The sequence below is a fragment of the Parapedobacter koreensis genome (assembly GCF_900109365.1).
GTDB lineage: Bacteria > Bacteroidota > Bacteroidia > Sphingobacteriales > Sphingobacteriaceae > Parapedobacter > Parapedobacter koreensis.
In genome coordinates this window covers 177,236-201,392 of the sequence record NZ_FNZR01000010.1, presented here as the reverse complement: position 1 = coordinate 201,392, position 24,157 = coordinate 177,236, and the positions used below count along the sequence as shown (strand labels likewise).

Annotated in this window: 15 protein-coding genes; 7 read left to right on the top strand and 8 right to left on the bottom strand. The window is 47.4% G+C overall.

What is annotated here, in order from left to right; genetic code table 11:
• Positions 1-347: 347 nt before the first annotated feature.
• From BMW65_RS20725 to BMW65_RS20695, 7 genes are all read left to right on the top strand, one after another.
• Positions 348-1,724 carry a hypothetical protein gene (locus BMW65_RS20725; protein ID WP_090608499.1) on the top strand — a complete coding sequence of 459 codons (1,377 nt, stop codon included), beginning with the start codon at positions 348-350 and terminating at the stop codon, positions 1,722-1,724.
• Positions 1,725-1,747: 23 nt separating this feature from the next.
• On the top strand, positions 1,748-3,274 hold the full coding sequence (locus BMW65_RS20720) for a hypothetical protein (RefSeq protein WP_090608497.1): 1,527 nt from the start codon (positions 1,748-1,750) through the stop codon (positions 3,272-3,274).
• A 74-nt stretch (positions 3,275-3,348) separates the two neighbouring features.
• Positions 3,349-4,128, top strand: a complete 780-nt coding sequence (locus tag BMW65_RS20715; protein WP_218145480.1) for a hypothetical protein — start codon at positions 3,349-3,351, stop codon at positions 4,126-4,128.
• Between the two features lie 26 nt (positions 4,129-4,154).
• On the top strand, positions 4,155-5,588 hold the full coding sequence (locus BMW65_RS20710) for a phytoene desaturase family protein (protein WP_090608518.1): 1,434 nt from the start codon (positions 4,155-4,157) through the stop codon (positions 5,586-5,588).
• Between the two features lie 47 nt (positions 5,589-5,635).
• Positions 5,636-7,195, top strand: coding sequence for a sulfatase family protein (locus BMW65_RS20705; protein ID WP_090608495.1), 1,560 nt, complete (start codon positions 5,636-5,638; stop codon positions 7,193-7,195).
• 2 nt (positions 7,196-7,197) lie between these two features.
• Positions 7,198-8,304 carry a formylglycine-generating enzyme family protein gene (locus BMW65_RS20700; protein WP_090608493.1) on the top strand — a complete coding sequence of 369 codons (1,107 nt, stop codon included), beginning with the start codon at positions 7,198-7,200 and terminating at the stop codon, positions 8,302-8,304.
• A gap of 46 nt (positions 8,305-8,350) precedes the next feature.
• The gene (locus BMW65_RS20695) at positions 8,351-9,598 is read left to right on the top strand and encodes a YeiH family protein (RefSeq protein WP_090608491.1); all 1,248 of its coding nucleotides are present in this window, start codon (positions 8,351-8,353) and stop codon (positions 9,596-9,598) included.
• 71 nt (positions 9,599-9,669) lie between these two features.
• Here BMW65_RS20695 and BMW65_RS20690 read toward each other — a convergent pair whose 3' ends face one another.
• From BMW65_RS20690 to katG, 8 genes are all read right to left on the bottom strand, one after another.
• A complete protein-coding gene (locus BMW65_RS20690) occupies positions 9,670-12,102 on the bottom strand; it encodes an alpha/beta hydrolase family protein (protein ID WP_090608489.1) in 2,433 nt (810 codons plus the stop codon).
• Positions 12,103-12,136: 34 nt separating this feature from the next.
• The gene (locus BMW65_RS20685) at positions 12,137-13,624 is read right to left on the bottom strand and encodes a RagB/SusD family nutrient uptake outer membrane protein (RefSeq protein ID WP_218145479.1); all 1,488 of its coding nucleotides are present in this window, start codon (positions 13,622-13,624) and stop codon (positions 12,137-12,139) included.
• 33 nt (positions 13,625-13,657) lie between these two features.
• The gene (locus tag BMW65_RS20680) at positions 13,658-17,164 is read right to left on the bottom strand and encodes a SusC/RagA family TonB-linked outer membrane protein (protein ID WP_090608486.1); all 3,507 of its coding nucleotides are present in this window, start codon (positions 17,162-17,164) and stop codon (positions 13,658-13,660) included.
• Between the two features lie 182 nt (positions 17,165-17,346).
• Complete coding sequence (locus BMW65_RS20675) at positions 17,347-18,555, bottom strand: FecR family protein (RefSeq protein WP_090608484.1); 1,209 nt, start codon at positions 18,553-18,555, stop codon at positions 17,347-17,349.
• A gap of 246 nt (positions 18,556-18,801) precedes the next feature.
• A complete protein-coding gene (locus tag BMW65_RS20665) occupies positions 18,802-19,386 on the bottom strand; it encodes an RNA polymerase sigma factor (protein WP_090608480.1) in 585 nt (194 codons plus the stop codon).
• A 345-nt stretch (positions 19,387-19,731) separates the two neighbouring features.
• Positions 19,732-20,538, bottom strand: a complete 807-nt coding sequence (cobA, locus tag BMW65_RS20660; RefSeq protein ID WP_090608478.1) for a uroporphyrinogen-III C-methyltransferase — start codon at positions 20,536-20,538, stop codon at positions 19,732-19,734.
• 281 nt (positions 20,539-20,819) lie between these two features.
• On the bottom strand, positions 20,820-21,509 hold the full coding sequence (locus BMW65_RS20655; protein ID WP_177181241.1) for a DUF2490 domain-containing protein: 690 nt from the start codon (positions 21,507-21,509) through the stop codon (positions 20,820-20,822).
• A 137-nt stretch (positions 21,510-21,646) separates the two neighbouring features.
• Entirely contained in the window at positions 21,647-23,938 is a 2,292-nt protein-coding gene (katG, locus tag BMW65_RS20650) for a catalase/peroxidase HPI (protein ID WP_090608474.1), read from the bottom strand.
• Positions 23,939-24,157 lie beyond the last annotated feature (219 nt).

Sequence of the window (24,157 nt, the reverse complement as noted above, 5' to 3'; positions counted from 1 at the left end):
CAGAGCCGATGGTATTGCCGTAACAGGCGTGAGAGTAGGTCGGCGCCGGATTTCATTCCAGCCCCCCGTTTGTACACGGGGGGCTTTTTTTGTTTATGATCATGCAAACTGCCAACACCTACCCGATGATGCTTGTTTCTTCTTAACATTTCTTTCTACTATTTATTTAACAAATTGCCATACGCCAATCACGTATAAATTGTGCTCTTTTTAGGTATATTTTGTTCCTATAAATGTCTACCAAAATGGTATATATTTGGGCGGTTATCAGACCTAAAAATGAATAGTCATTCAAGAAGAGCGACAGAGAAAGCGGGATAAAGAGGGTAACCTTAAAATATGGAAATATGGCAGTTTCATTAACTAATGGCTCAACTTGGAAGGCTTATGAAAAACAGGTTTTCCGTTTTGTTTTTATTTACTTTGTGCTCCAAGCTGTGCCATTGGACTGGAAATTCTATAGCCACTTATTTTCGATCAACTGGTTAAATCCAACGCTGGCCGATTTGTTTAATGTCAGCCGCTATACCCCTCAATTTTTTCATCAACTTACTTCCGCAGACTTCTGGGGACTCAGTACGTTGGCGGATTGGCTGGTCGTCGCGGTGCTAGCGGGGATCGGATCTATCATATGGTATTTTTTTGAACAACAGCGGGGGGTTCGTTCGAACTACCTGGATTTATATTACCTACTCCGAGTAATTTTGAGATATCGTCTTGCGCTGGGGGTGATTGCATACGGGCTTATCAAATTTTTCCCATTACAATCGCCTTATCCGTCGCTTAGCAACTTTAATATCGACTATGGTGATTTTTCGGCATGGAAGATTTTCTCGCTGTCTTTGGGGGTGGCCCCCACTTTTGAAACGTTTTTGGGTGGGCTTGAAATTTTTGCCGGATTATTACTACTTTACCGGGGGACTGCCGCAATAGGCGCATTTATCGTCCTTATCTTCCACGGCAATGTGTTTTTGTCGAATCTGGCCTATGAAGGTGGTGAGGCCATCTATAGCCTGTATTTGTTGCATATCGCTGCATTTCTCTTTTTGCACGATGCCAAACGGATAGTCAACCTGTTTTCATTGAACAAGCCTACACATCCTGATTTGTATAAACCTGCCTATATACATGCCTGGCAATACGCATTGAAGATCGGGTTGAAGTCCGCTTTCATCCTTGTTTTTATTTTTGTATTCGGGTATAAGGCCTATGCTACGTACAAGGCTGGTTCTTATCACTATCCGGCGGCACCGGGGCTTTCCGGCGCTCAAGGGTTATATGATGTCAGTGAGTTTGGCTGGAATGGTCAAAGGCTTCCTTATTCCAAGAACGATACGGTGCGCTGGCAAGATGTGGTGTTTGAGGAGTGGGCAACATTAAGTATCAAGACCGCAGCAAAAATTGAGCCTTGGCTGGATGGTATAGAAATCATCCACCACAACGATAAAGATCGGATATATGAGCTCTCCGGTACTGTAGGCAGGCACTATTATCACTATCGTGTCGATAGCGTTGCGAATACGCTTAGCCTCGAAAATAAGAATCCAAATTATTTGAATGATAAGTTTCAGCTTCGCTATGAAAGGCTTGATCAGCATACCATCCGATTGTCCGGACTAAATTCCCGAGGAGATTCCTTGGATGTGCTGCTGCGTCGTTTGGATAAAAAATATTTGTACGAAGAGGCGCAAAAAGGGACGCGTAGGGGTGGTTTCTTGTTATAAGATCAAGCTAAAAATTCAGGATCATGTCTGTAGAAAAAATAAGTCCGAAACCATGGACGATTTTTCAGAAAATTGCCTTCCGGATAGGGTTTATCTATATTATTTTGCTGGTGCTTCCTTCAGGTATCTTTTCCATACCTCCGGACTTCAGTTGGTTCGAGCAATGGTTCGATTATGATTGGACGAGCTTGCATTACCGGGATCTGTATAGCATTGCACGCTACCAACCGTCATTTCCGCAGGTAAGCCGGTGGCTGGGCATACCGCCTTTGGAAGGGCATTCCATTTGGGTGACGCTCTTGGCGATGGCTACCGTCGGGGGCCTGCTATGGACATTGCTGGATCGTAAGCGTAAGACATACAACACGCTTTATTATTGGTCTTTGGTCATCGCCCGGTTCAGGGCAGGCATTGGTATTATTGGCTTCGGTTTTACCAAGGTACTACCGGTACAGATGCCTTATCCTTCCGAAGGGCTGCTCAATACGGATTTCGGGGATTTTACGGGCCAGAAAATTTATTGGCTCTCCATTGGTATCGTGCCTTGGTATCAGGTATTTACCGGATTGGTAGAGCTGACGGCTGGAACCTTATTGTTTTTTAGGCAAACCACCGTATATGGCGCGGCTTTACTGTTTGGAGCGTTGGGCAGCATCACCCTTGTAAACCATGTGTATGATGGTGGCGTGCAGACTTACGCTTTTTATTTTGTCATATTCGGCTTGTATATATTTGGATATTATGTGCCACGGATTTATAGCCTGTTTATCCTCCAACGGTATACCGTGCCCGTCGATTACTGGCCTACATTTGCGAAACAATGGCAGAAGGTCATAAGGGTGGGGCTTAAAACTTTGGTGATTGTCTTGTTTATTGGTGTATTCTATTACCTACAGCTATTAAACTACTGGTACGATCCGTATAAACAGCCGTCCACGCCGGGTGTCAAAGCACTCAGGGGATACTATGACGTCACTGAATTTAAGATTAACGGGGAAGAAATCCCCTATTCGCCAATTGATACGGTACGGTGGCAAGAAGCTACATTTGAAAAATGGACTACGCTTACCTATAAGGTGAATAGACCGACGCTGCTGGACTTGTCAAACGGTGGCGGCAACCCTATCCGGGACATCGACCGCACATTTGAAATTGCCGGTACGGGCGGAGGAAGGCGGGTATTCCACTACTATGCCGATACGGTGGATCACACGTTGTATTTGCAGGATAAAATCCGCAAGCTGGATTCGGCAGCTGATCCGATTGGTGCAGATTGGATTAGCGAGGAAGCTTGGAAGCATATTGGTGACGAAAATAGGTTTATCGATCCGAGGGGTGCAACAGCCCGGAGGGCACAGGAATTTGCACGTGCGTCACGCCCGTCCAATCGGAACAAAATGATTTTAAACTATAAAACTGTTGATGGTGGAAACCGTGTGATATTACAGGGCATCAATGAAAATAGGGATTCGTTATACGTCGTATTAGATCGTGTTGATCGCCAGTATCTGTTGTCGAAAAGTACGCTGGATGCTGGAAAATACGAATAGCATCGTGCTGAAATGGCGGCAATTGCTATATTTGTGAATCAGCATGGGCAATAAACAAATAGCAACAACGCAAAATGAATGCATTTAAAATGGTAACGTTGGTAGCTTTGCCAATCTTATCCTTGGCGGTACAACCTGTCTTTTCGCAAGTGACCAAGATAGTCATCAGGGCAAAGGCTAAAGATGCCAAATTTATCGGTACGGGCATCGGTGGTGCTTATGTAATCGTCCGGAATAACACCACGGGCGAAATCCTGGACCAAGGGTATACCACGGGGACATCGGGTGATACCGAATTGATCATGAATACGCCTATTGCAAGGGCGGTGCGGCTTACCGATGATAATACGGCTAAATTCGAGGCTCAGCTAACGATCAGCGAGCCTATATTCGTCGATGTGGAAGTTATCGCGCCAATAAACCGGAAAGCAGCATCGGTGAAAGCGACTACACAATTTTGGGCCATTCCGGGCAAGCATATCCTCGGCGATGGAATTATACTGGATATCCCAGGGTATATCTTGGACATCAACTATCCAACTACGCATCAGACAATCGCCATAACCTCATTGCCACAGGGAAGTTTGAAAGCAAAGGTACACCTAGTGATGATGTGCGGCTGTGTTATCAACAAAGGGGGCATATGGGACGCTGATGATATCGAGGTAAAAGGCCTGCTGCGGCGTGATGGAAAAATTCTAGCAGAATTTCCATTTGAAATCACGGATGAGGACAATGTTTTTGAGGGAACGTTGCCATTGACAGAAAAGGGAAGTTTTGAGCTATTGGTATACGCCTTTGATGAAAAAACGGGTAATTCAGGCATCGATAAAGTTAGTTTTGTGATAAACTGAATTCGGCGGGAAAGAAATTGAATCGATTGAAGAATAAAACGGATTACGATGCGATTGTGATAGGCAGCGGCCCTAATGGACTGGCTGCAGCTATCACACTTCAACAAAAAGGGCTGTCCGTATTGCTTGTGGAAGGCAAGGATACCATCGGGGGCGGTATGCGTACTGCTGAGTTGACGTTGCCGGGTTACCTCCATGATATTTGCTCAGCAGTGCATCCCATGGCTGCCGGATCCCCTTTTTTCAAGACCCTTCCCCTTGCGGACCATGGTCTTGAATACATCCACCCGCCCGTACTTGCTGGCCACCCGTTTGACGACGGAACGGCTGCGGTGCTGAAAACCTCTTTGGATGAAACTTTCACGTTGCTTGGACGTGATGCGGATCAATATCGGCGGTTTTATGCACCGCTTTTGCGGCTGTGGCCCGGTATTGTAAACGACGTTCTTGGACCCCTCCGGATACCCAAGAATCCGATAGGATTGGCCCGATTTGGATTAAAAGCATTGCCTCCGGCAAGTTATATCGCCCGCATATTCCATACGGAGGCGGCCAAAGGGCTGTGGGCAGGCATGGCGGCACATTCGCTACTGCCGCTGTCGAGCCTGACGACATCAGCTATTGGCGTAGTGCTTACCGTAAATGGACACCTTACCGGCTGGCCAATAGCTAAAGGAGGCTCACAACGTATAGCAAATGCGTTGGCCTCTTATTTCCAGGCGTTGGGGGGGCGGATAGCAACTAATCTATACGTGACGTCGCTGTCTCAACTACCTTCGGCTAAAACCATCTTGTTTGACATCACACCACGGCAATTGCTACAAATTGCAGGGCATAAATTTTCTTCCCTATACAGGTGGCAGCTCAATCGCTATCGCTACGGCGCAGGCGTATTCAAGGTAGATTGGGCGCTTGACAGCCCAATACCGTTTACGGCTCCTGAATGCCGGGAAGCTGGAACGGTGCACCTGGGGGGGACGTACGGTGAAATTGCTTACGGCGAGCAGGCGATATGGGACGGGAAACATCCCGATAAGCCTTTTGTGTTGCTTGCACAACAAAGTGTGTTTGATAATACTCGTGCTCCGGAAGGCAAACAGGTGGCATGGGCATACTGCCATGTACCTAATGGCTCTACCGTGGATATGACGGAAGTAATCGAACGACAGGTGGAGCGGTTTGCCCCTGGTTTTCGGGAGCGGATACTTGCGCGGCATACCATCAATAGCGTGGAACTGGAAGCGTATAATCCAAACTACATTGGTGGTGATATTAATGGAGGAACCATTGATTTGGGACAACTGTTTACGCGTCCGGCGCTTCGGTTTTCACCGTACCGCACATCAGCCAAAGGGCTGTATATTTGTTCTTCTTCCACGCCTCCCGGCGGGGGTGTGCATGGAATGTGTGGATACCATGCTGCAAGGCAGGCGCTAAAAGATGTTTTTGGCCTGACTTGATGCAATGCTCAACGTGGTTATTTTTTTAAAACCTAATACTTGCTGATATGAAACAAATGGTTGTTTATGGAGCGTTGATAATGTTGACGATGTCGTGTGTTCAAACTACAAATTCCTCCAAGAGTCAGCCGCGACGCCCTAATGTTATTTTTATATTTTCTGATGATCACACCAATGATGCCATCGGTGTGTATGGCAATACGTTAGCTAAAACCCCCAATATAGACCGAATAGCTGCGGAGGGTGCTATATTTAATAACTTCTTTGTCACCAATTCCATTTGTGGCCCGAGCAGGGCAACGCTACTGACCGGAACATATAGCCATGTGAATGGTTTTACCACGAACGGCAGTAAATTTGACATCAATCAGTTGCTGTTCTCACGTTTGCTCAGCCAATCTGGCTATGAAACGGCTTGGATAGGTAAATGGCATTTGGGGACGTTGCCGGGAGATGCATTTGATTATTGGCATATCCTGCCGGGACAGGGGCACTATTTCAACCCTGACTTCATCACGCGCGACAATGATACGGTACGGCATGAAGGCTACGTAACGGATATCATCACTCAGGTGGCTACAACCTGGCTGGATCAACGGACGGCTGATAAGCCATTCTTCTTGGTTGTAGGCGAAAAAGCTACACATCGGGAATGGTTGCCGGATATCCAGGATTTGGGGGCATACGATGATGTGGAGTTTCCGTTGCCGGAAACTTTTTATGACGACTACCAAACCCGATTTGCAGCGGCTAACCAGGACATGACGGTCTCCGAAACGATGACGCTGGATAATGACCTAAAAGTTAATATCGATTTCGAAAATACACGCCCATCACCTGATGGCATGATTTATAAACGGTTGAACGATGAGCAACGTGCGGCTTACAAGGCTTACTATCAAGATAAGGTAAGCAAAGAGTTTAACGAAAAGAAACTCAAGGGAAAGGCCTTGGCTGAATGGAAGTTTCAGCGATACCTGCGGGACTACCTTGCTACGGCCAATTCGCTGGATCGTAATATCGGCAAGCTGCTTGACTACCTGGAGTCGAATGGATTAGCAGAGAATACGATTGTTGTGTATGGGTCTGATCAAGGTTTTTACCTGGGTGAGCACGGCTGGTTTGATAAGCGATTCATCTATGAAGAATCATTGCGGACGCCTTTTGTCATTCGCTATCCGGGTGTCGTAGCACCCGGGACGAAAATCGACCAATTTTTGCTCAATGTGGATTGGGCCCCTACCCTGCTTGAAATAGCGGGCGTAAACGTTCCCGAGGAGTTACAAGGGCAGTCGTTCCTTCCCGTTTTGAAAAATGGGGGTGCCGCTTGGCGCGATGCGATCTATTACCATTATTATGAATATCCCGAACCACACCGGGTAATGCCACATTTTGGCTTGCGCACGACGAAATATAAATTAGTGCGTTTCTATGGCGATAAGGACTTTTGGGAACTATTTGACCTCGAAAGGGACCCGCATGAACTGGAGAATATATACGAAGCCAACCAAGATGTCGCGATGGCATTGAAGGAAAGGCTTGACGAATTGATTGCTGAATATGATGACGACAGTGCGGCACAGATCTTGGCCAATGAAATGGAATAAGGATGGATAATCTCAAGCAAATCGGTATACTTTTTATATTTCCGATATTGGCATTGGCTTGTAACCGGCGGCCAAGCGGCGGGGAACAGCGAAGTGAACTTTTGAATGACGATAGCGTCGTAACCTGCGTGTCGCATGGTATTCCTTCGCGTGCGGCGGCGATTGCCGAATCCAAGGCCCCGTCCCTCCTTCCCGGTGGGGATGATGCCGCTATGGTGTACATTGAGGGTGGCACATATCGCATGGGGTCGGCAAACTTTGCGGATGCCAGCCCTGTACATGAAGTGACCATTGATGGTTTTTGGATGGATGAACATGAGGTAACCAATGCCCAGTTCGCCCGGTTTGTTGCGGCCACAGGCTACCAAACGGTAGCAGAACGACCTTTGAATCCCAAGGATTTTCCTGACGTGCCACTGGATGTCTTACAACCGGGGTCGGCTGTATTTACCCCGCCAGTGCAAGCCGTGAACCTGCATGACCACCTCCAATGGTGGAAGTACGTAGTGGGTGCCAGCTGGCGGCAGCCCAAAGGGCGGGGAAGCAGCATAAAGGGCCGCGAAAATGAACCTGTCGTGCACATTGCGTATGAAGATGCAGAGGCCTTTGCGACATGGGCAGGTAAGCGGCTTCCTACCGAAGCGGAATGGGAATACGCAGCCCGCGCCGGAAAGACCAACACGACCTATTACTGGGGCAACGAACTGAAGCCGGGAGGCAAATGGCTGGCTAATGTGTATCAAGGCAATTTCCCTGTGCGGGATGTTGCCGAGGATGGGTACGAAGGCATCGCTCCTGTAAAATCTTTTGAACCCAATGCCTTTGGTATCTATGACATGGATGGCAACGTATGGGAATGGTGCTCAGACTACTATCGGCCAGATTATTACAAGGATAGCCCGGCGGTCAATCCTAAAGGACCAACAGCCAGCCATGATCCTATGGAGCCCGGCGCTGTGAAGCGGGTGCAGCGGGGAGGGTCGTTTTTGTGCAATGAGCGCTATTGTGAGCGCTATATTGCTGGTAGCCGGGGCAAAGGCGAGGTAAGTAGTGGAAGCAACAACCTCGGCTTTCGGTGTGTGAGTGATGGCCCGCCACCAAAAAGTTAAATCATTTGCATTTGTCAACGAATCATAACTATTAAGCATAGGAAGCATGTCATTAGCTAAGCTACGTATCACAGAAGATTGGGCTGTTGTTGTATTGGGGTTTACCATCATTTTTTTGGCAACATTGGGAATGCAAATTCCCATTCCGGACTATAAATGGAGCAATTCCGGGGCGCTACAACCGTTATTCACTGCAACGAATAGCTTGAGCATGTTGTACCAGTTTGTTTTTGTCTATATGATTGTCATTATCGGATCCATCATTACCGGCAAACCGGTCAAACACCAGTTATTGGGTTTCCCCATTGTGTTTGTCCTTACCATTGTCGCCCTTTTGCTGGCGGGTAATGCGTTTATGAACGAATTGGGCTTGGAAGCGGTAATTTTCAGTTTGCTGATTGGGCTAATCGTTGGGAACCTGTTTAAATTGCCCCAATGGTTCAAGGATTCGCTCAATGCGGAGCTGTTGGTGAAGATCGGATTGGTACTATTGGGGACAAGCGTCATTTTCTCGGACATCTTGAAAGCGGGTTCTTTGGGGCTCGTGCAATCACTTATTGTGGTATTATCGGTATGGTACTTTGCTTTTTGGCTATGCCGCAAATTGAAGGTGGATGAAGAGCTCACGATGATGATATCCAGTGCGGTATCAATCTGCGGGGTATCGGCGGCCATTGCCACGGCGGGAGCTATCAAGGGGGATTCAAAGAAGCTGTCTTATGTGGTGTCCATGGTATTGATTACGGCCATCCCGATGATGATTGGGATGCCCTACCTTGCCCGGCTTTTCGGCTTTTCGGAAGAGATGACAGGGGCTTGGCTGGGCGGAAGCATTGATACCACGGGTGCTGTGGTCGCCTCCGGCAGCTTGGTCGGCGAACGCGCACTGGAAATCAGTACCATTGTGAAATTTTCGCAAAATGTGTTGCTGGGTGTAGCGGCACTTGCCATCTCGATATATTGGACATACCGGGGGACGCCGAAGGGCGGGCATGTGGAGAAGCCCGGCCTTGGTGTTATCTGGGAGCGTTTTCCCAAGTTTGTCCTTGGCTTTCTTGCCGCATCCTTGTTGTTTTCGTTTGTATTGGACGCCGCGACGGTAAACCAGGTCAAAGCAGGCATCAAGAATATCCAAGGGTTGTGGTTTGCTTTAGCATTTACCAGTATCGGACTGGAAACCAATTTCAAAGATCTCTTGGCGGGGAATAACGCCAAACCATTTTGGGCATTTCTCATTGCACAATCATTCAATGTGCTGGTGACGCTTGCCGTGGCTTGGTGGTTGTTCGGGTGATGGCTATTCGAGTTAAAAAGCCCCTGCCGTCAATTGGCAGAGGCTTTCTTTGTCGTATAGGCCGATGGCTTTTATTTTCTGTTTTTCACATAGGTTTCCAACCACCGATCCATCTCGTAAAAGGTATGCATGACCGATTCACGTGCCCGGTAACCGTGGAACTCCCTGGGTAATAGGACCAACCGTACCGTGCCGCCAAAACCCTTGATGGCCGCATAGAGCCGTTCGCTTTGTATGGGGAACGTGCCGGAGTTTTCATCATCCATGCCATGGGTAAGCAATATGGGTGTCTTTATCTTATCGGCAAAGCTAAAGGGGGACATATTATAATAGACATCCGGTACCTGCCAATACGTTCTGCGTTCGGACTGGAAGCCAAAAGGAGTCAATGTACGGTTATACGCTCCGCTCCGGGCAAGTCCGGCAGCAAAGAGGTCTGTATGTGCCAATAAATTAGCGGTCATGAAAGCACCGTATGAATGCCCACCTACACCGATTCTGCGTCGGTCGGCAATGCCGAGGTCGTCTACCACGTAATTAATTACGGCTTCAGCATTATCCTTGATTTGCTGGATGAATGTGTCGTTTGGCTCCTGATCACCTTCGCCAACAATGGGCATATCTGCGTTGTCCAAAATGGCATAACCTCTTGTCACCCAAAATACAGGAGAACGGAAAGCCAGCGTCGTAAAGCGGTACGGGCTTCCTTTTACCTGACCTGCTGCATCCAGCGTTTTAAATTCCCTCGGATAGGCCCATATGAGCACCGGCAAGCGGCCATCTTCTTTTTTATAGCCTTTGGGCAGGTAGAGGGTGGCGGTAAGTTTGATGCCGTCTTTTCTGGGGTATGACAATTGTTGTTTGGTGACTCCCCTCAAACTGGGGTAGGGATCCGAGAAATCGGTGATGGCGGTATGGTTCCTGTTTTTCAGATCAACCAAAAAGTAATTGGGGACTTCTTCTACAGCCTCCCTTGAAATGTAAACCGTGCCTTCATTATTAAAGTATACGGGATATTCATAATACGGTGCCTGGGACTTGAATAACGTATCTTGCTTGCCTGAGATGAGATCCCAACGCATTAAAAAAGGCCTGTCTCCCAGTGGTGAAGCCCCCGTACCGATGGTAAAAACGGTCGGATTTTTGCCCTTATCGAAGAGGATCACATTTTTTTTGTTTTCACCTTTGGTCAATACAAAATTTCCCGGATCGGTATATCCGTCTTCGGACAGCCGGTCCATGATTCTTTTGATGGTATTGCCTGTATTGGGATTAATTAATGTTTTATAGATTTTTCTATCCTTCTGCCATTGCTCGGTGATCACGGCATAGGCATCACCTCCCCATTGCACACCACCATAACGCAAGTCCGTCTCATACAATTTTTTGCCAGTGGCATCAAACGGTGCTGCCAAAACATACAATGCATCCCGCTTTGGGACAGCCTTGTTCGGGTCGCCTTCATCCAGTGCTTCTACCCAATAGAGGGTAGCTGCCGCATCGTTTCTCCATCCGTAAGACCGGGGGCCGGACATGGTGACGTCATAACCGATTGGTAGATTGTCGGCAAGTGGTGAATGATATAATGTTTTTACGAGCTTAAAACTGGAATCATATATGGCCGACTGAAATGGAAAAGAAGCTATCGGCTTTACATAGGAGTAGGGACGCTCAATGGTTTGAACCAAGGTATACTGCCCATCCGGGCTGTAACTGAATGAACGGAAAATCTTGGGTTCGCCCATCTTGGTAATCACTCCTTCTGGGCTGACCGTTGCCAGCTGACTGGTCAGGTAATAATCCATCACCACCTCATCATATGGACTGCTCAACAGGTATTGGTAAGTAGGCGAAGGAGTGGCTCTGCCGCCGAGGTTTTCCTGAATAATGGGCCCTGTGGGAACCTGGCTGGGCACCGGTTTTTCGCCCCTGCTATCCGGGATCAGCTGCACCAAAATATGCTTGCCTTGCGGATCCCACTCCAATGTGGATCCGTAAGCATCGTTGACATAGGTATCCGTAAGTTTTTTGGCTGCTGCTTCTTCGATATTGATGAGCCAGAGCTCTACACCAACTGCCGTTGTATGGGTAAATGCCAGGAAGGCTTCGTCCGGGCTCCAGGTAATGTTGCCAGCTTGGAGATCTTCGGGCATGTTTTTGATGGGTATGTCTGCACCGGTGTGCACGTCCCGGATGGTCAATTCGGTATAGGTAGGTGCTACGGTGCCGGAATTGGTTCCCGGGTTGATACGCAGCCCGGCTATACCTAATACGGGCTGTGCGACGTGCGTTATCGAGGGGTATTCAGGTGAGGAAAGGATAAGCATCTTGTCCCCGCTTGAATTGAAGCGGACGTTGGGTACAGTGGGTGCATCCAACAACTCACGGATACTTTCCGGAGGTAGCTGGTAGGTCAGGTTGTTTTGTGAAAATGCAGGATTTAATAATAATCCATACGCCAATACAAGTGCATAGCATAGCTTGCGACTGATCGTTGTGTTCATAGTCTCGGAGGTATTTAAAAGTTTTGAAGTATTTTTACTGTGGATTTTGTGTCACCACACCATTGGAGTTATTAATTTCGTCTTGAGGGATCAGGAATTGCCACCTGATATCGCCAGTGGGGACATTGATAGTCACCGCGTATGTAGCACTGTGATTCCCTGCTCTCACCAGTGGGGTGTTAGTCCTTTTCAGATCATAAAACCGGAATCCTTCTCCCCACAATTCTGAGCGGCGCTGGATCAATATTTCATCGACCAAGGCTTGGCCAGTATTGGTAGACCGGGTATACGCCGGATCACGTACCACGGCATATTCATACAATACATCGGCTGCCTGCTCATTACCGCTCCGGGCCAAGGCTTCTGCTTCAATCAGGTACATTTCTGCAGCACGCATGTAGGGTACATCACCCATGCTGGATGACTCATTGACTACGCTAAATTTACGGCTGAGGTATGGATGCCTGGTAAACGTGGGCAACGGAAGCGGGAAATCCGTCACATTGGCACCCGTGGGATCCCATAACTGCTTGCGGATATCGGTGTCTGAAATCTGATCGTATAACACGGAGTACATGACCTTTGGGGAAGTCCGGATAATCGTGGAGCTGAAATTGATAGACATATGGGCAAAGAACGATGCCCAGGTATCTACCTGGTCGGCTGTCATGCGCGAACCCCACATCCACTCACCGACCGAGTAATTATTAAAACCACTTAGGTATTCTGCCGCAGACATCAATGGGAATCCGGCCCTTGCCTCTCGGGCATACGTTGCAGCAACGGGATAATTCTGCTGCGTCAATGCCACCCTGGCTTTTAGCCCCTTCGCTACATTGCTATTCAGCTGTGATTTATCCGTTCCTCGATCATAACCTTCCAATAAGCTAATGGCCTGATCCAGGTCCGCATTGATTTGCGTGTAGACCTCCTCGACGGTATTCCGGGGAATGGCTTCGAGGCCAGGGGTCAACACCAATGAAACACCTAAGCCATTGTTGGCGCTACCACCCACATAACGTTCTCCAAATAGCTGGACCATCTGATAATAACTCCACGCACGGTATGCGAATGCTTGGCCCTTGATGTAATTTTTATCCGCTTCCGATCCAGCAGCGCCGTCTATATTCGCCAGGATCATGTTTACATTGCCGATGATGATGTAATAAAACTGATAATTGTACTCGACAGATCGGTGTGTGGGATTGATGTGGCCAAGCCATTGATATTCTGCTAATAGCCATTGACTCGCGCTCGTCACAAATACCAGATCTTCGCCGAGGACATCCATTTGCAACATGTTGCCAGACTGGCCTCCCTGTTGCTGTTGGCCTAATACCCGGGTATATAACGTACGGTGTATGCCATTCAATGCCGCCCACGCATTGTCAACGGTTGCAAAGGCAGATGCGGTGGAAACTTGATGGGTAGGTGTAGTTTCTAAGTATTCATCACTGCACGACGTGGCCACTGTTGTCAACGCTAAAGCTAAAACCCCTATATAAATGCTCTTTTTCATCATTATTTTGTTGTTTAAAAATCGTTCAACAGATTGTTAGAATTTAATTCTTGCTCCAAATGAGATGACGCGGCTGAAATTGTAGTCGTTTCCTATCGAGCCATTAAAAGAATTGAGCACGTTCATTCCTTTCCTTGCCGACAACAACGCCAGATTTTCACCGGTAGCATAGAGGTAACAATCTTTGATTCCAGCGGTTGATATCCAAGATTGTGGTATTTTATAGCCCAATGTCACGTTGTTTACACTGAGGAAAGAAGCATCCGTCAGAAATCGTGTACTTTGTCCAGACAGGTTAGCCGTAGCGGCTACATCCAGCCGGGGCACATCGGTAATATCCCCGGGATTTTGCCAACGTTGCGTCAGCAGATCCCGGTGTAAGGTGTACCCATAGGTGCCTGAACTCATTAGCGTAGCATATGGAGAATCGTACACCTTGCCACCTAATTGATACGTCAATGTAATGCTTAATGAGAAATTTTTGTACCTCAGGTTATGTAGCATCGAACCGTTGACGTCCGGAATAGAGGAGTCTCCGGTGTAGCGGAAGTTGGCTTCGCCCAACACCGTTGTGACGGTATCATTATTGATGATTCTTGTATTGCTGGTTTCCCTATTGGTTCTGTACAAGGCATCGCCATTGTCCGGATCGACCCCATAGAACTCCCGCAAGTAAAAATCATAGATGGAATGCCCTACACTGTAGGCATGATTACCGGATTGGATCAACGGTTGGCCATCCGGCATGACCGTGATCTCGTTCTTGAAGGTGGTCACATTCAAGGTTGTCGAATAGCTAAAGTTTTCACTGCGGACAATATTTGCTGTCAATGATCCCTCAATACCGCGGTTATAGAGCGATCCGATATTCATGTTTATCTCGTGAAAGTAAGGGCTACTGCTGACAACGCCACCGTTCATCAACGGTACAGGGACGCCGAAGATCAATCCGTCTGTTACCCTGTCGAAATATTCTATGGAACCCGAAAGCCTGTTTTTAAACAAGGAGAAATCAATGCCGAGGTCAAAATTTTTGCCGGTTTCCCAGGTTAAACTGTCATTTTGTAAGGATTCCTGTGCAAATCCAGGCGTGGTGGTGTTGTTGCGGAACCCGTAGAGTGCTTGATAGGGATAGTAGTCGAGTCCGCCATCATTACCGACCGTGCCATAGGAAGCTCTTATCTTTAAGTTATCAACCCAAGGTGTAGTAAAGAAGTCTTCTTTGCTGATGTTATATGCGCCACCCACTGACCAGAACGTCGCCCAGCGTACATTCGGGTGGAATTTGGAATTACCGTCTCTACGCGCGGAGGCATTCAGCACATATTTCTCGTCAAAGTCATAACTCGCGCGCGCGAAATAACTCTCTATGGTAGAATTGTCCTCCCGGGAGTTGACCGATGTGATGGTTGCAAAATTTGGCAGTTCCAAGATACCATCTACCACCATGTCTTGGCGACCACCAGACAGGTTATTGTACTTATAGGCGTAGTTTTCGTGTCCTACGAGCATACCTACATTATGCTGGCCAAACGACTGCGTATATTCCAGTGTTTGATTCCAGGTATAACTTGTTATCCGGTAAAAATTATGGGAAGCCCGGCCTCCGGGGGCACCATCACCGATAATCGGATTTTGGTAAGTGCGATTATGCCTGTCCTGGATGTCGACGCCGAAATTAGTTGCTGCTTTCAGTTGTGGCAGAATCTGCGCTTCCAGAAACGATCTGGCACCGACGACCGTTCGTTGCTCTTTCCTTACATCCATTTCGTTTTCCCAAATCGCGTGTCTGCCGCCCCCATAAGGACGGTAATCGCCAAAGCTGTACTGCCTACTGCCGTCCTCATTCAGCAGGTATTCGCCCGTAACGAGGTCATGCTCATATACGGGATAAATCGGGGCCATAATACGGCTTGCACCGAACGGGTTGATATATCCCCCACCGCCTGCAGCATCATAATTTGATGCCTGATAGCTGCCAGTTAAATTGATGCCGGTTCTCAACCAATTCGTTGCCTGTGTGTTGATGTTGACACGCGCATTGACCCGTTTCATGTCCGATTTGAGTAAATATCCACGGTCATCCGTGTAGCCCAGGGAAGCAAAATAATTGGTCTTACCTGCGCCGCCATCATAAGATAAATCGTAGGATTGCCTGCTTTTCCCACCGCGTTGAATGGCCTTTGCCCAGTCCAGATCTTCCGGGAATAACAGCCGTGCACTGGGGTTTAATCTGCCGTCAATTCCCATTAGCTCTTCGTCGCTCACATTAAACGGATTATACCTTACCTGACTGACAATATCGCTATATGTTGCGCCGTTGTACGAAGTGGTCTGTCCGGATGCAATACTGTTTGCTACGTCGATTGGTACCGCGTTGGCACCGTGGACCAAGCTGTTGCGATAGGCTTCCCATATCAGTGGATAGTATTCATACGCGTCAACGCGATCGTATTCAGGCAGGCCTCTGCTGATGAAACCCGCGCGGGCACTTACAGTAAAATTGCTCTCACCCGATTTGCCGCTTTTAGTCGTGATCATAATCACCCCGTTAGCCCCTCGTGATCCGTATAGCGCCGTGGTGGCGGCATCTTTCAATATGGAGATGCTTTCGATATCGTCCGGATTGAGATTGACAATACCCGAATTGCCACTACTGCCGGCATCATAAGGAATTCCATCGACGACATACAGCGGAGCGTTCGAGGCCGATATAGACCCGAACCCCCTCACACGGATATTGGCTTCTGCTCCGGGAGCACCACCGCCAATCGTACCCTGGACACCCGGAGCCGAGCCAACCAATGCATCGGTGACATTGGTCAACGGCCTGTTTTCAAAATTTTCGGAAGATACTTGCGCAATCGACCCAACGTTAGTCGCTTTGGTGGTGGTGCCGTAGGCAACCACGATAACCTCGTCCAATGCGCTTTGTATTTCCTCCAACGAAACGTTGACGGTCGATGCGCTCACCACTGCTGTTTTCTCTGCAAAACCAACACTCCGAAAAACCAGTATAGCTCCATTGGCTGCTGTAATGATATACCTGCCTTCATTGTCCGTCTGTGTGCCCTGGGTCGTTCCCCGAACGGATACCGATACACCGACCAGCGGCGATCCGTCTGCAGCCGATGTGACCTGACCACGCACCTGTCGGTCTTGAATCGGAATGCTTGTGGTCTTGATTTTCTGCTTTACGACGATGTTTTTATCCCCTACTACGGTAAATTCTAAAGGGAGGTTCTTAAAATGATTGCTTAATAAGTTGTCAATTGACGCTCGTTCTACCTTTAGAGTTATTTTACGATCTTTGACTAATTGGTCGTCATAGAAAAACACATAACCACTTTGCTCTTCAATCAATGCGAAGACGGTTTCCAACGACATATCACGTACATTGAGATTGATGTCTTGGCTGTAACTCTTGGCGGGTACCTGGATCACAGCTATCAATAAGAATGCGATGGACAGTTTCATAATAAGAAATAGAAATGGAAGCGGTAAAGCCAATACGATAGCCTTAGCTTTTTTGAAATAATTCATTAGCTTTGAAAAGTTTGGGTTATTAATTTTTGTTATTTGCTGCAATAAATGATGGAATTTTTTTAATCCAACGTAGGCAGGAGTGGATCAGACTCCTGCTTTTTTTATGGATGTATCGTGTATTAATTGCAATTTTTTACCATAGGCCTATATTTTTGGGTTAAACATGCGGTTATATTTTCTTAGTTTGGATAAACAATGATTTCGCCCTTTTTCGAGGAGTCTGCTGAATTTTTCAAGGTTGCATTGATGCCGGAATAATTCAATATCTTCAATGCTTCTTGAAGTGTTGCACTTCGATATATACTCCCGGAGAACGTTTTTTTTGAGTTTCCATCCGGATAGTTAATCGCGACATCATACCATCGGGCGATGGAACGCATGATGGTTCCGATATCGGCATCCTTGAAATGGAAGCGCCCATTTTTCCATGCGATGGTCTGTTTGACGTCTGATTCCCGAAGAATAATCTGGTTGGAGGTCTTCGGATCCGTTGAAGAGACACCTTCTTGCCCAGGCCGCATGTATACACTATTATTACCTGCTATCAACCGGACTTTTCCTTCGAGTAAGGTCGTCCTGATCTCCTGTTCATTCGGGTACGCATTGATGTTGAAGTGGGTTCCCAGGACTTCTATTTTTTGCCCATCGGTGATTACTTCAAATGGTTTTGATGGGTCTTGTGCCACCTCGAAGTATCCTTCACCGGAAAGTTCAACCCGTCTTTTTTTTCCTATAAAGCGATCCGGGAATTTCAGGCTGGATTCCGCATTTAACCACACACGGCTCCCGTCCGGTAGCACGACTTGGAATTGTGCGCTACTGGGCGTCAAGATAGTGTTATAAGTGATTTTTAGTGAAGTGCTGTCTGGCAATTTTCCGGACTCAAAAATCAGCTTTCCATGGGTTGTCATGATTTTGTTTTTCCCCATTTCGGTCGAAATGATTGCTTCCTCGTTTGCCAGCAACATCCGTCTGCCGTTGCCCAAGATCAGAATCGCTTTATCGCTGCCGGGCAGTACATCATGTTGTTTGATTGGTTCGTTTTCGGCAAGAGAACGCTTTCCTTCCAAGGGTATAATTTGATTATTGCGATACCGTAGTATGCCTGCAAAACTTAGCACGGCAACAATGCTGGCTGCCGCGATACCAATGCGGAATACCGGTGTGGAAAATAGGTGTGGACGGCGGTCTGGGGGTTGCATTCCGGCTTCTATTTTGGAGAGAATCCTTCGTTTGAGCGCTTCTTTTGCAGCGATGAAGTCAACTGCAGGCTGCGCATCATCAATGGCGTTGTACCATGCTTCAAATTCAAGCTTTTCCTTTTCGGTGATTTTTCCGGCGATCCACTTTTTAGCTAAGAAATTGATTCTTGACTCCTGATAAGACATTTTTATTAGTTAGTTGACGAAACAGTATTGCTCACTGAAACGAAAGCGTTATGCGGCAACGTGATCGCAAGGCAGGTATCCTTTATGCTGTGGAAAAGCGACCGATTCATGTCCTGCCGTCATTTGCGATATCTACGGCACAAAAGCACGTTGTTCGTTATAATAGCCATTTAAAGTCGGCCTATCCCTACCTTTATTTTGATTTTTTTGTAATAATTTTTAAGTTTCCTTGTGATTTTTGTGATTTTATCCAAATACCAATGTAAAAATGATTGTGAAGTAGTGGCTTAGGTGGTGTTTTAGGAATTTTATAGCATGCGTGATGTGTTTTTCAACAGCTTTCTCAGAAATTTGGAGTGTTTCGCTAATCTGTTTGTTGGTCAAAGCGGATTGGCGGCTCATTGTAAAGACTGTCCGGCATTTCGTGGGTAACTGATTGATCCGGTATTCCAATTGTGTCTCGAGCAATTCGAGGTCAAATCGGTGAAAATCTTCCGTTGCGATATGATCATCATAACTATCATCAAGCAGCTGCTGAAATTCATGGTTTTTTACCCTTTTTGCCCGTCGATTGATGACCTCATATTTTAAAGCTACCGCGAAATAGTTTTTAAATCCCCGGGTCAACCGGAAGGATTGTCTTTTCTTCCACAGGTTTAAAAAGACATCCTGTACGACCTCTTCCCCTTCCACGGTATCATTTAGGCGGTTGCTGGCGATTATATATAGTTTCTCCCAGTATTTATCATATAGATGCCTGAAAGCATGTTCATCGCTTTGGTTCAATAAGTCTGCTAGTTCAAAATCGCTGTGTAAATCATATTGACTCATATAAAATGATGATTTTGGAGGGTAGAAATAGCTTTTTTCTTAACAATTTTAAGCAAAAAATTGTTTATTATGAATTTTATGATGATAAATAATGAAATTTATGAGATAATTTGTTGTAAATAATATATTTTTTGGTATTTTTTAATATATTTTTGATAAAATAATCAACGAAATTGTTGTGCAACGGGTGTTAAATGGGCTTTTGTGGTGTAGTAGATCGATTTTAGGGGCTATTGACTCGGCGAATCAAAAAAAAGCAGGAGCACCTGGTGGGCAGGCACTCCTTACTTACTAACCCAATTGTAAACCTAATATATTGAAGAGAGAGAAATTTTAAACAATTCGTTATTGATCACCGTATTCATGCTGTTCGAAAAACTGCTTGATGCGTTGAAAATCATGATGCAATGCTACGGCCGAACCGAAGACCAGCAATACAGGTCCTGTGTTGTCGATACCTTTTTCTTCAGCCACTTCTACAATGGTATTGACCAATCCAACAGCAGTCTTTTCATTGCTCATGGAACCATTCTGAATGACGGCGGCAGGCAGCCCTCCTTTGCCGACGTTTTGGTAGATGGCTGCGATTTCGGGCAGTTTATCAAAACCAAGCAGTACGACTACCGTAGCTTTGCTCCGGGCGGCATCTTTCAATTCAGGCGATAGGTTGCCTTGAGTATCCGTGCCGGAGAGTATCCACAGGCTCTCGCTCAAGCCGCCGTGTGTGACCGGAATGCCTTGCAGCCCCGGTACAGATATGGCGCTGGAAATGCCCGGCACGATAGCCGTTTCAATGCTATATGAAGCCGCGTAGTCCAGCTCCTCATAGCCCCGGCCGAAAACGAACAGATCGCCTCCCTTGAGCCTTACGACATGACCGAAGTTCAGGGCATAGTCCACCATTAATTGGTTGACCACGTCCTGTGAGAAATTTTCATCACCCGAAGGATTGCCTACATAAACCTTGATAGCTTCTTGTGGGGCGTACTCCAATAACCGCTCATCTACCAATGCGTCATATAAAATGACATTCGCTTGTTTTAGTGCTTTGATTCCCTTGAAGCTGATGAGATCGGGATCGCCGGGCCCTGCCCCCACAAGGGTGATTTTTGGGTCGACATGTTGTTTTTCCACCGCTGCTTCTATTGCCATCTCTTGTCCTATTTTTAAATGTTTTTGTTTAATTAAAAAGCCTCTTCGATATTGCTCGTGTCGAAGAGGCTTTTCTGTGTCTTTGCAGTCAGCGTAAAGCTTCTTCAACGGTGCCTATAACACATGGCCTTAGCACATGTGTGCATGGTATAACCCGAAATAGCCTTATGCTGGTTTGTCTTGTGCATGGGACAAATATATATAAAGTCTATTAAACAAGTAGATTTTATTAATAATATTTTTCGATATCGTTGTAATTGGCTGATTAATAGCTGAATATTTTACAGCCGCGTATAGCCAGCAAGCTGAAAGATATGGGTCATGCTATTTGGCGTGGTGTTTCTAAGCAAGAATTGATTCATATATCCGGCTTCCAAATCATATTTTCCTGAAAACCGGAAGCCGAGCGATGCATAAGCACGGTTTTGATCAAAGAACCGGCCGTTGAGCGCTTTTTGGTTATGAATATTGAAGAAAAGCTCATTTTGGAGCGACATGAATAGCCCCCGATGGAATGATGTTTTCAGTGGCTGGCTTACTGGGATAATGCCCCGGATGAAGTACCTTGCGCGTTTGGCAAACGCCTTCTCGTCTGGTCGTTGCAAGAAACGCTGTTCAAGTCGAAACCGGTGCTGTACCGGGATATTCAGCATTGGACTATTGATAATGTATTGTTGCCATATACGGTGTTCGGTAATCCTGCGGCTGTTTGCTGCCAATTCATTCGTGACCAATGTGGTAGCGTAACCCAATGAGGCGGTTTGTTGTGCGTTTACATAGTAATTAACACCGGGCCTGACCAGCAAGAGGGAGTTGGTGGTCCAATCCCTTCCCCCGCGAAGCTGTATATCATTGTTCATTCCCCATTTATGGTTGAATCGCACATTATTGAACCAAGCGGTCCAGCTGCCAAACACATGGTCTTGCGCTAGGGAAAATTGAGGGAGGAATAACACGCATAAAGTGAGCATTGTCATCAAGAAGCTCGCATAATTTAGCTGCAGCGGTATCATTTGCGTATCGGATTGAAATGTTTACGGGCTCAATATACTAAAAAGAGGCGGTCTATTAAAGAAACCGCCCCTTTGGACATCCAATAAACAGTGGATTAAGCCAAATCAAAACGATCAAGGTTCATTACTTTGTTCCATGCCACCACAAAATCCGCCACAAATTTTTCTTGGGCATCTGCACTGCCATAAACCTCAGCCAACGCCCTAAGCTCCGAATTGGAACCAAAGACCAGATCCGCGCGGGTAGCCGTCCATTTCAATTCACCGCTGGTGCGGTCATGCCCTTCAAATACTTCTTTCAATTCGGAAGCGGCTGTCCAGACCGTACGCATATCGAGCAGGTTTACAAAGAAATCATTGCTGAGCAATTCCGGCCGTTGGGTAAATACACCGTGTTTTGAACCATCGAAATTGGTGTTTAGCACCCGCATTCCTCCAATAAGCACGGTCATTTCAGGGGCGGTCAGCGTTAGCAATTGTGCTTTATCGACGAGCAGCTCTTCCGTTGATACGGTGTACCTCGTTTTCAGGTAATTGCGGAAACCATCGGCCGCGGGCTCCAGTACAGCAAAAGACTCCACGTCTGTCTGCTCTTGTGAGGCGTCCATGCGACCCGGTGTGAAAGGAACGGTGATATCATGGCCTGCATCCCTCGCAGCTTTTTCGACACCCACGCATCCTGCCAATACAATGAGGTCGGCCAGGGAGACCTGTTTGCCGTTGGACTGCGCACTGTTAAATGCTGTTTGGATTCCTTCGAGTGTCTCCAATATGTTTGCCAGTTGAGTAGGATTGTTGACTTCCCAGTTCTTTTGGGGTTCCAGCCGAATGCGTGCGCCGTTGGCGCCGCCGCGTTTGTCGGACCCGCGGAACGTAGATGCCGATGCCCAGGCGGTGGAAACCAGTTGGGATACTGATAAACCAGACTCCAGTATGTGCGCTTTCAGGGTGGCGGCATCCTGCTCATCGATCAATTCGTGATTGACAGCCGGAATCGGATCTTGCCAAATCAGTTCTTCTTCAGGTACTTCAGGGCCAAGGTAACGTGCGCGAGGCCCCATATCACGGTGTGTCAATTTGAACCATGCGCGGGCAAATGCATCGGCAAATGCGTCCGGGTTTTCGAAGAAATGCCGTGAGATTTTTTCGTAGGCTGGGTCTACCCGTAAGGCTAGATCTGTCGTCAGCATCGTCGGCAAGCGCCTTTTCGATGGGTCGTGGGCATCGGGAATGATGGCATTAGCGCCCTTCGCTACCCATTGGTGCGCACCGGCAGGACTTTTCGTGAGCTCCCATTCGTAACCGAACAGGTTCCAGAAGAAGTTGTTGCTCCACTTCGTCGGGGTAGAGGTCCAGGTCACTTCCAGTCCGCTGGTGATGGTATCCGCCCCTACACCGGTGCCGAATTTGTTTCGCCAACCAAGGCCTTGCTCTTCAATGTCCGCTGCTTCCGGATCGGGACCTACGAGGGCCGAATCGCCGGCTCCGTGGGTTTTACCGAAGGTGTGCCCACCGGCAATCAGTGCCACGGTTTCCTCATCGTTCATGGCCATGCGTTTGAAGGTTTCGCGAATGTCATAGGCCGCGGCCAGCGGGTCGGGATTGCCATCAGGGCCTTCCGGATTGACGTAGATCAGTCCCATTTGCACAGCGGCCAGCGGATTTTCCAGGATGCGCGAGTGTATGTCGCCATCTGCCGTGTCATCCGACACGAGTACTGAACCGTCCTTTTCAACACCTTCGGAGCCATGGGCATAGCGCTCGTCGCCGCCCAGCCACGTCTTCTCCGAACCCCAATAGACGTCCTCTTCCGGCTCCCAGGTATCGGCGCGGCCACCGGCGAAACCAAATGTCTTGAAGCCCATTGATTCCAACGCCACGTTGCCGGTGAGGATGAGCAGGTCGGCCCAGGAAATCTTTTGGCCATATTTCTGTTTAATCGGCCACAACAGTCTGCGGGCCTTATCCAGGCTGACATTGTCCGGCCAGCTGTTGAGTGGAGCAAACCGTTGCTGGCCGCGTCCGGCCCCACCGCGGCCGTCCCCTGTCCGGTAAGTACCTGCGCTGTGCCAAGCCATGCGGATAAACAACGGCCCATAGTGGCCAAAGTCTGCGGGCCACCAGTCTTGTGATTCGGTCATCAATGCGTGCAGATCCTGTTTTACCGCCGCTAAGTCAAGGCTTTTAAATGCTTCCGCGTAGCTAAAATCTTCGCCCAGTGGGTTCGAAAGTACAGTATGTTGACGGAGGACATTTAGCCTAAGCTTGTTTGGCCACCAGTCACTGTTCTTTGTGCCTTCGCTGCTTACATTGTGTTTTTGGGGTTTCGTGTGTAATGATGCTCCCGAAAATGGGCATTTGCCGGAGTTATTAGCATTGCTGTCCATGATATTGTGATTTTATAGTTGTTTAATCCAGTTGGTTACCGTAATGGTGCTATCAAAAATACATGGAAATAAGCAATAATCTAAATCATTTATAATGATGGCTTATAGTTAAAATTTATAGTCGGTGCTTTTGGTTATAAAAAAGAGAAACTACGGGCATTCAAGTTGGTTAGCCATATACTAAATTATTTTTGCATCAGCGGCGAACTATTGGAGAAA

Coding starts and splice junctions, on each gene's coding strand:
- BMW65_RS20700 (WP_090608493.1), top strand. CDS start 7,198: ATGGATAATCTCAAGCAAATCGGTATACTTTTTATATTTCCGATATTG.
- BMW65_RS20725 (WP_090608499.1), top strand. CDS start 348: ATGGCAGTTTCATTAACTAATGGCTCAACTTGGAAGGCTTATGAAAAA.
- BMW65_RS20685 (WP_218145479.1), bottom strand. CDS start 13,624: ATGATGAAAAAGAGCATTTATATAGGGGTTTTAGCTTTAGCGTTGACA.
- BMW65_RS20665 (WP_090608480.1), bottom strand. CDS start 19,386: ATGAGTCAATATGATTTACACAGCGATTTTGAACTAGCAGACTTATTG.
- BMW65_RS20680 (WP_090608486.1), bottom strand. CDS start 17,164: ATGAATTATTTCAAAAAAGCTAAGGCTATCGTATTGGCTTTACCGCTT.
- BMW65_RS20715 (WP_218145480.1), top strand. CDS start 3,349: ATGAATGCATTTAAAATGGTAACGTTGGTAGCTTTGCCAATCTTATCC.
- BMW65_RS20695 (WP_090608491.1), top strand. CDS start 8,351: ATGTCATTAGCTAAGCTACGTATCACAGAAGATTGGGCTGTTGTTGTA.
- katG (WP_090608474.1), bottom strand. CDS start 23,938: ATGGACAGCAATGCTAATAACTCCGGCAAATGCCCATTTTCGGGAGCA.
- BMW65_RS20720 (WP_090608497.1), top strand. CDS start 1,748: ATGTCTGTAGAAAAAATAAGTCCGAAACCATGGACGATTTTTCAGAAA.
- cobA (WP_090608478.1), bottom strand. CDS start 20,538: ATGGCAATAGAAGCAGCGGTGGAAAAACAACATGTCGACCCAAAAATC.
- BMW65_RS20655 (WP_177181241.1), bottom strand. CDS start 21,509: ATGCTCACTTTATGCGTGTTATTCCTCCCTCAATTTTCCCTAGCGCAA.
- BMW65_RS20690 (WP_090608489.1), bottom strand. CDS start 12,102: ATGAACACAACGATCAGTCGCAAGCTATGCTATGCACTTGTATTGGCG.
- BMW65_RS20675 (WP_090608484.1), bottom strand. CDS start 18,555: ATGTCTTATCAGGAGTCAAGAATCAATTTCTTAGCTAAAAAGTGGATC.
- BMW65_RS20705 (WP_090608495.1), top strand. CDS start 5,636: ATGAAACAAATGGTTGTTTATGGAGCGTTGATAATGTTGACGATGTCG.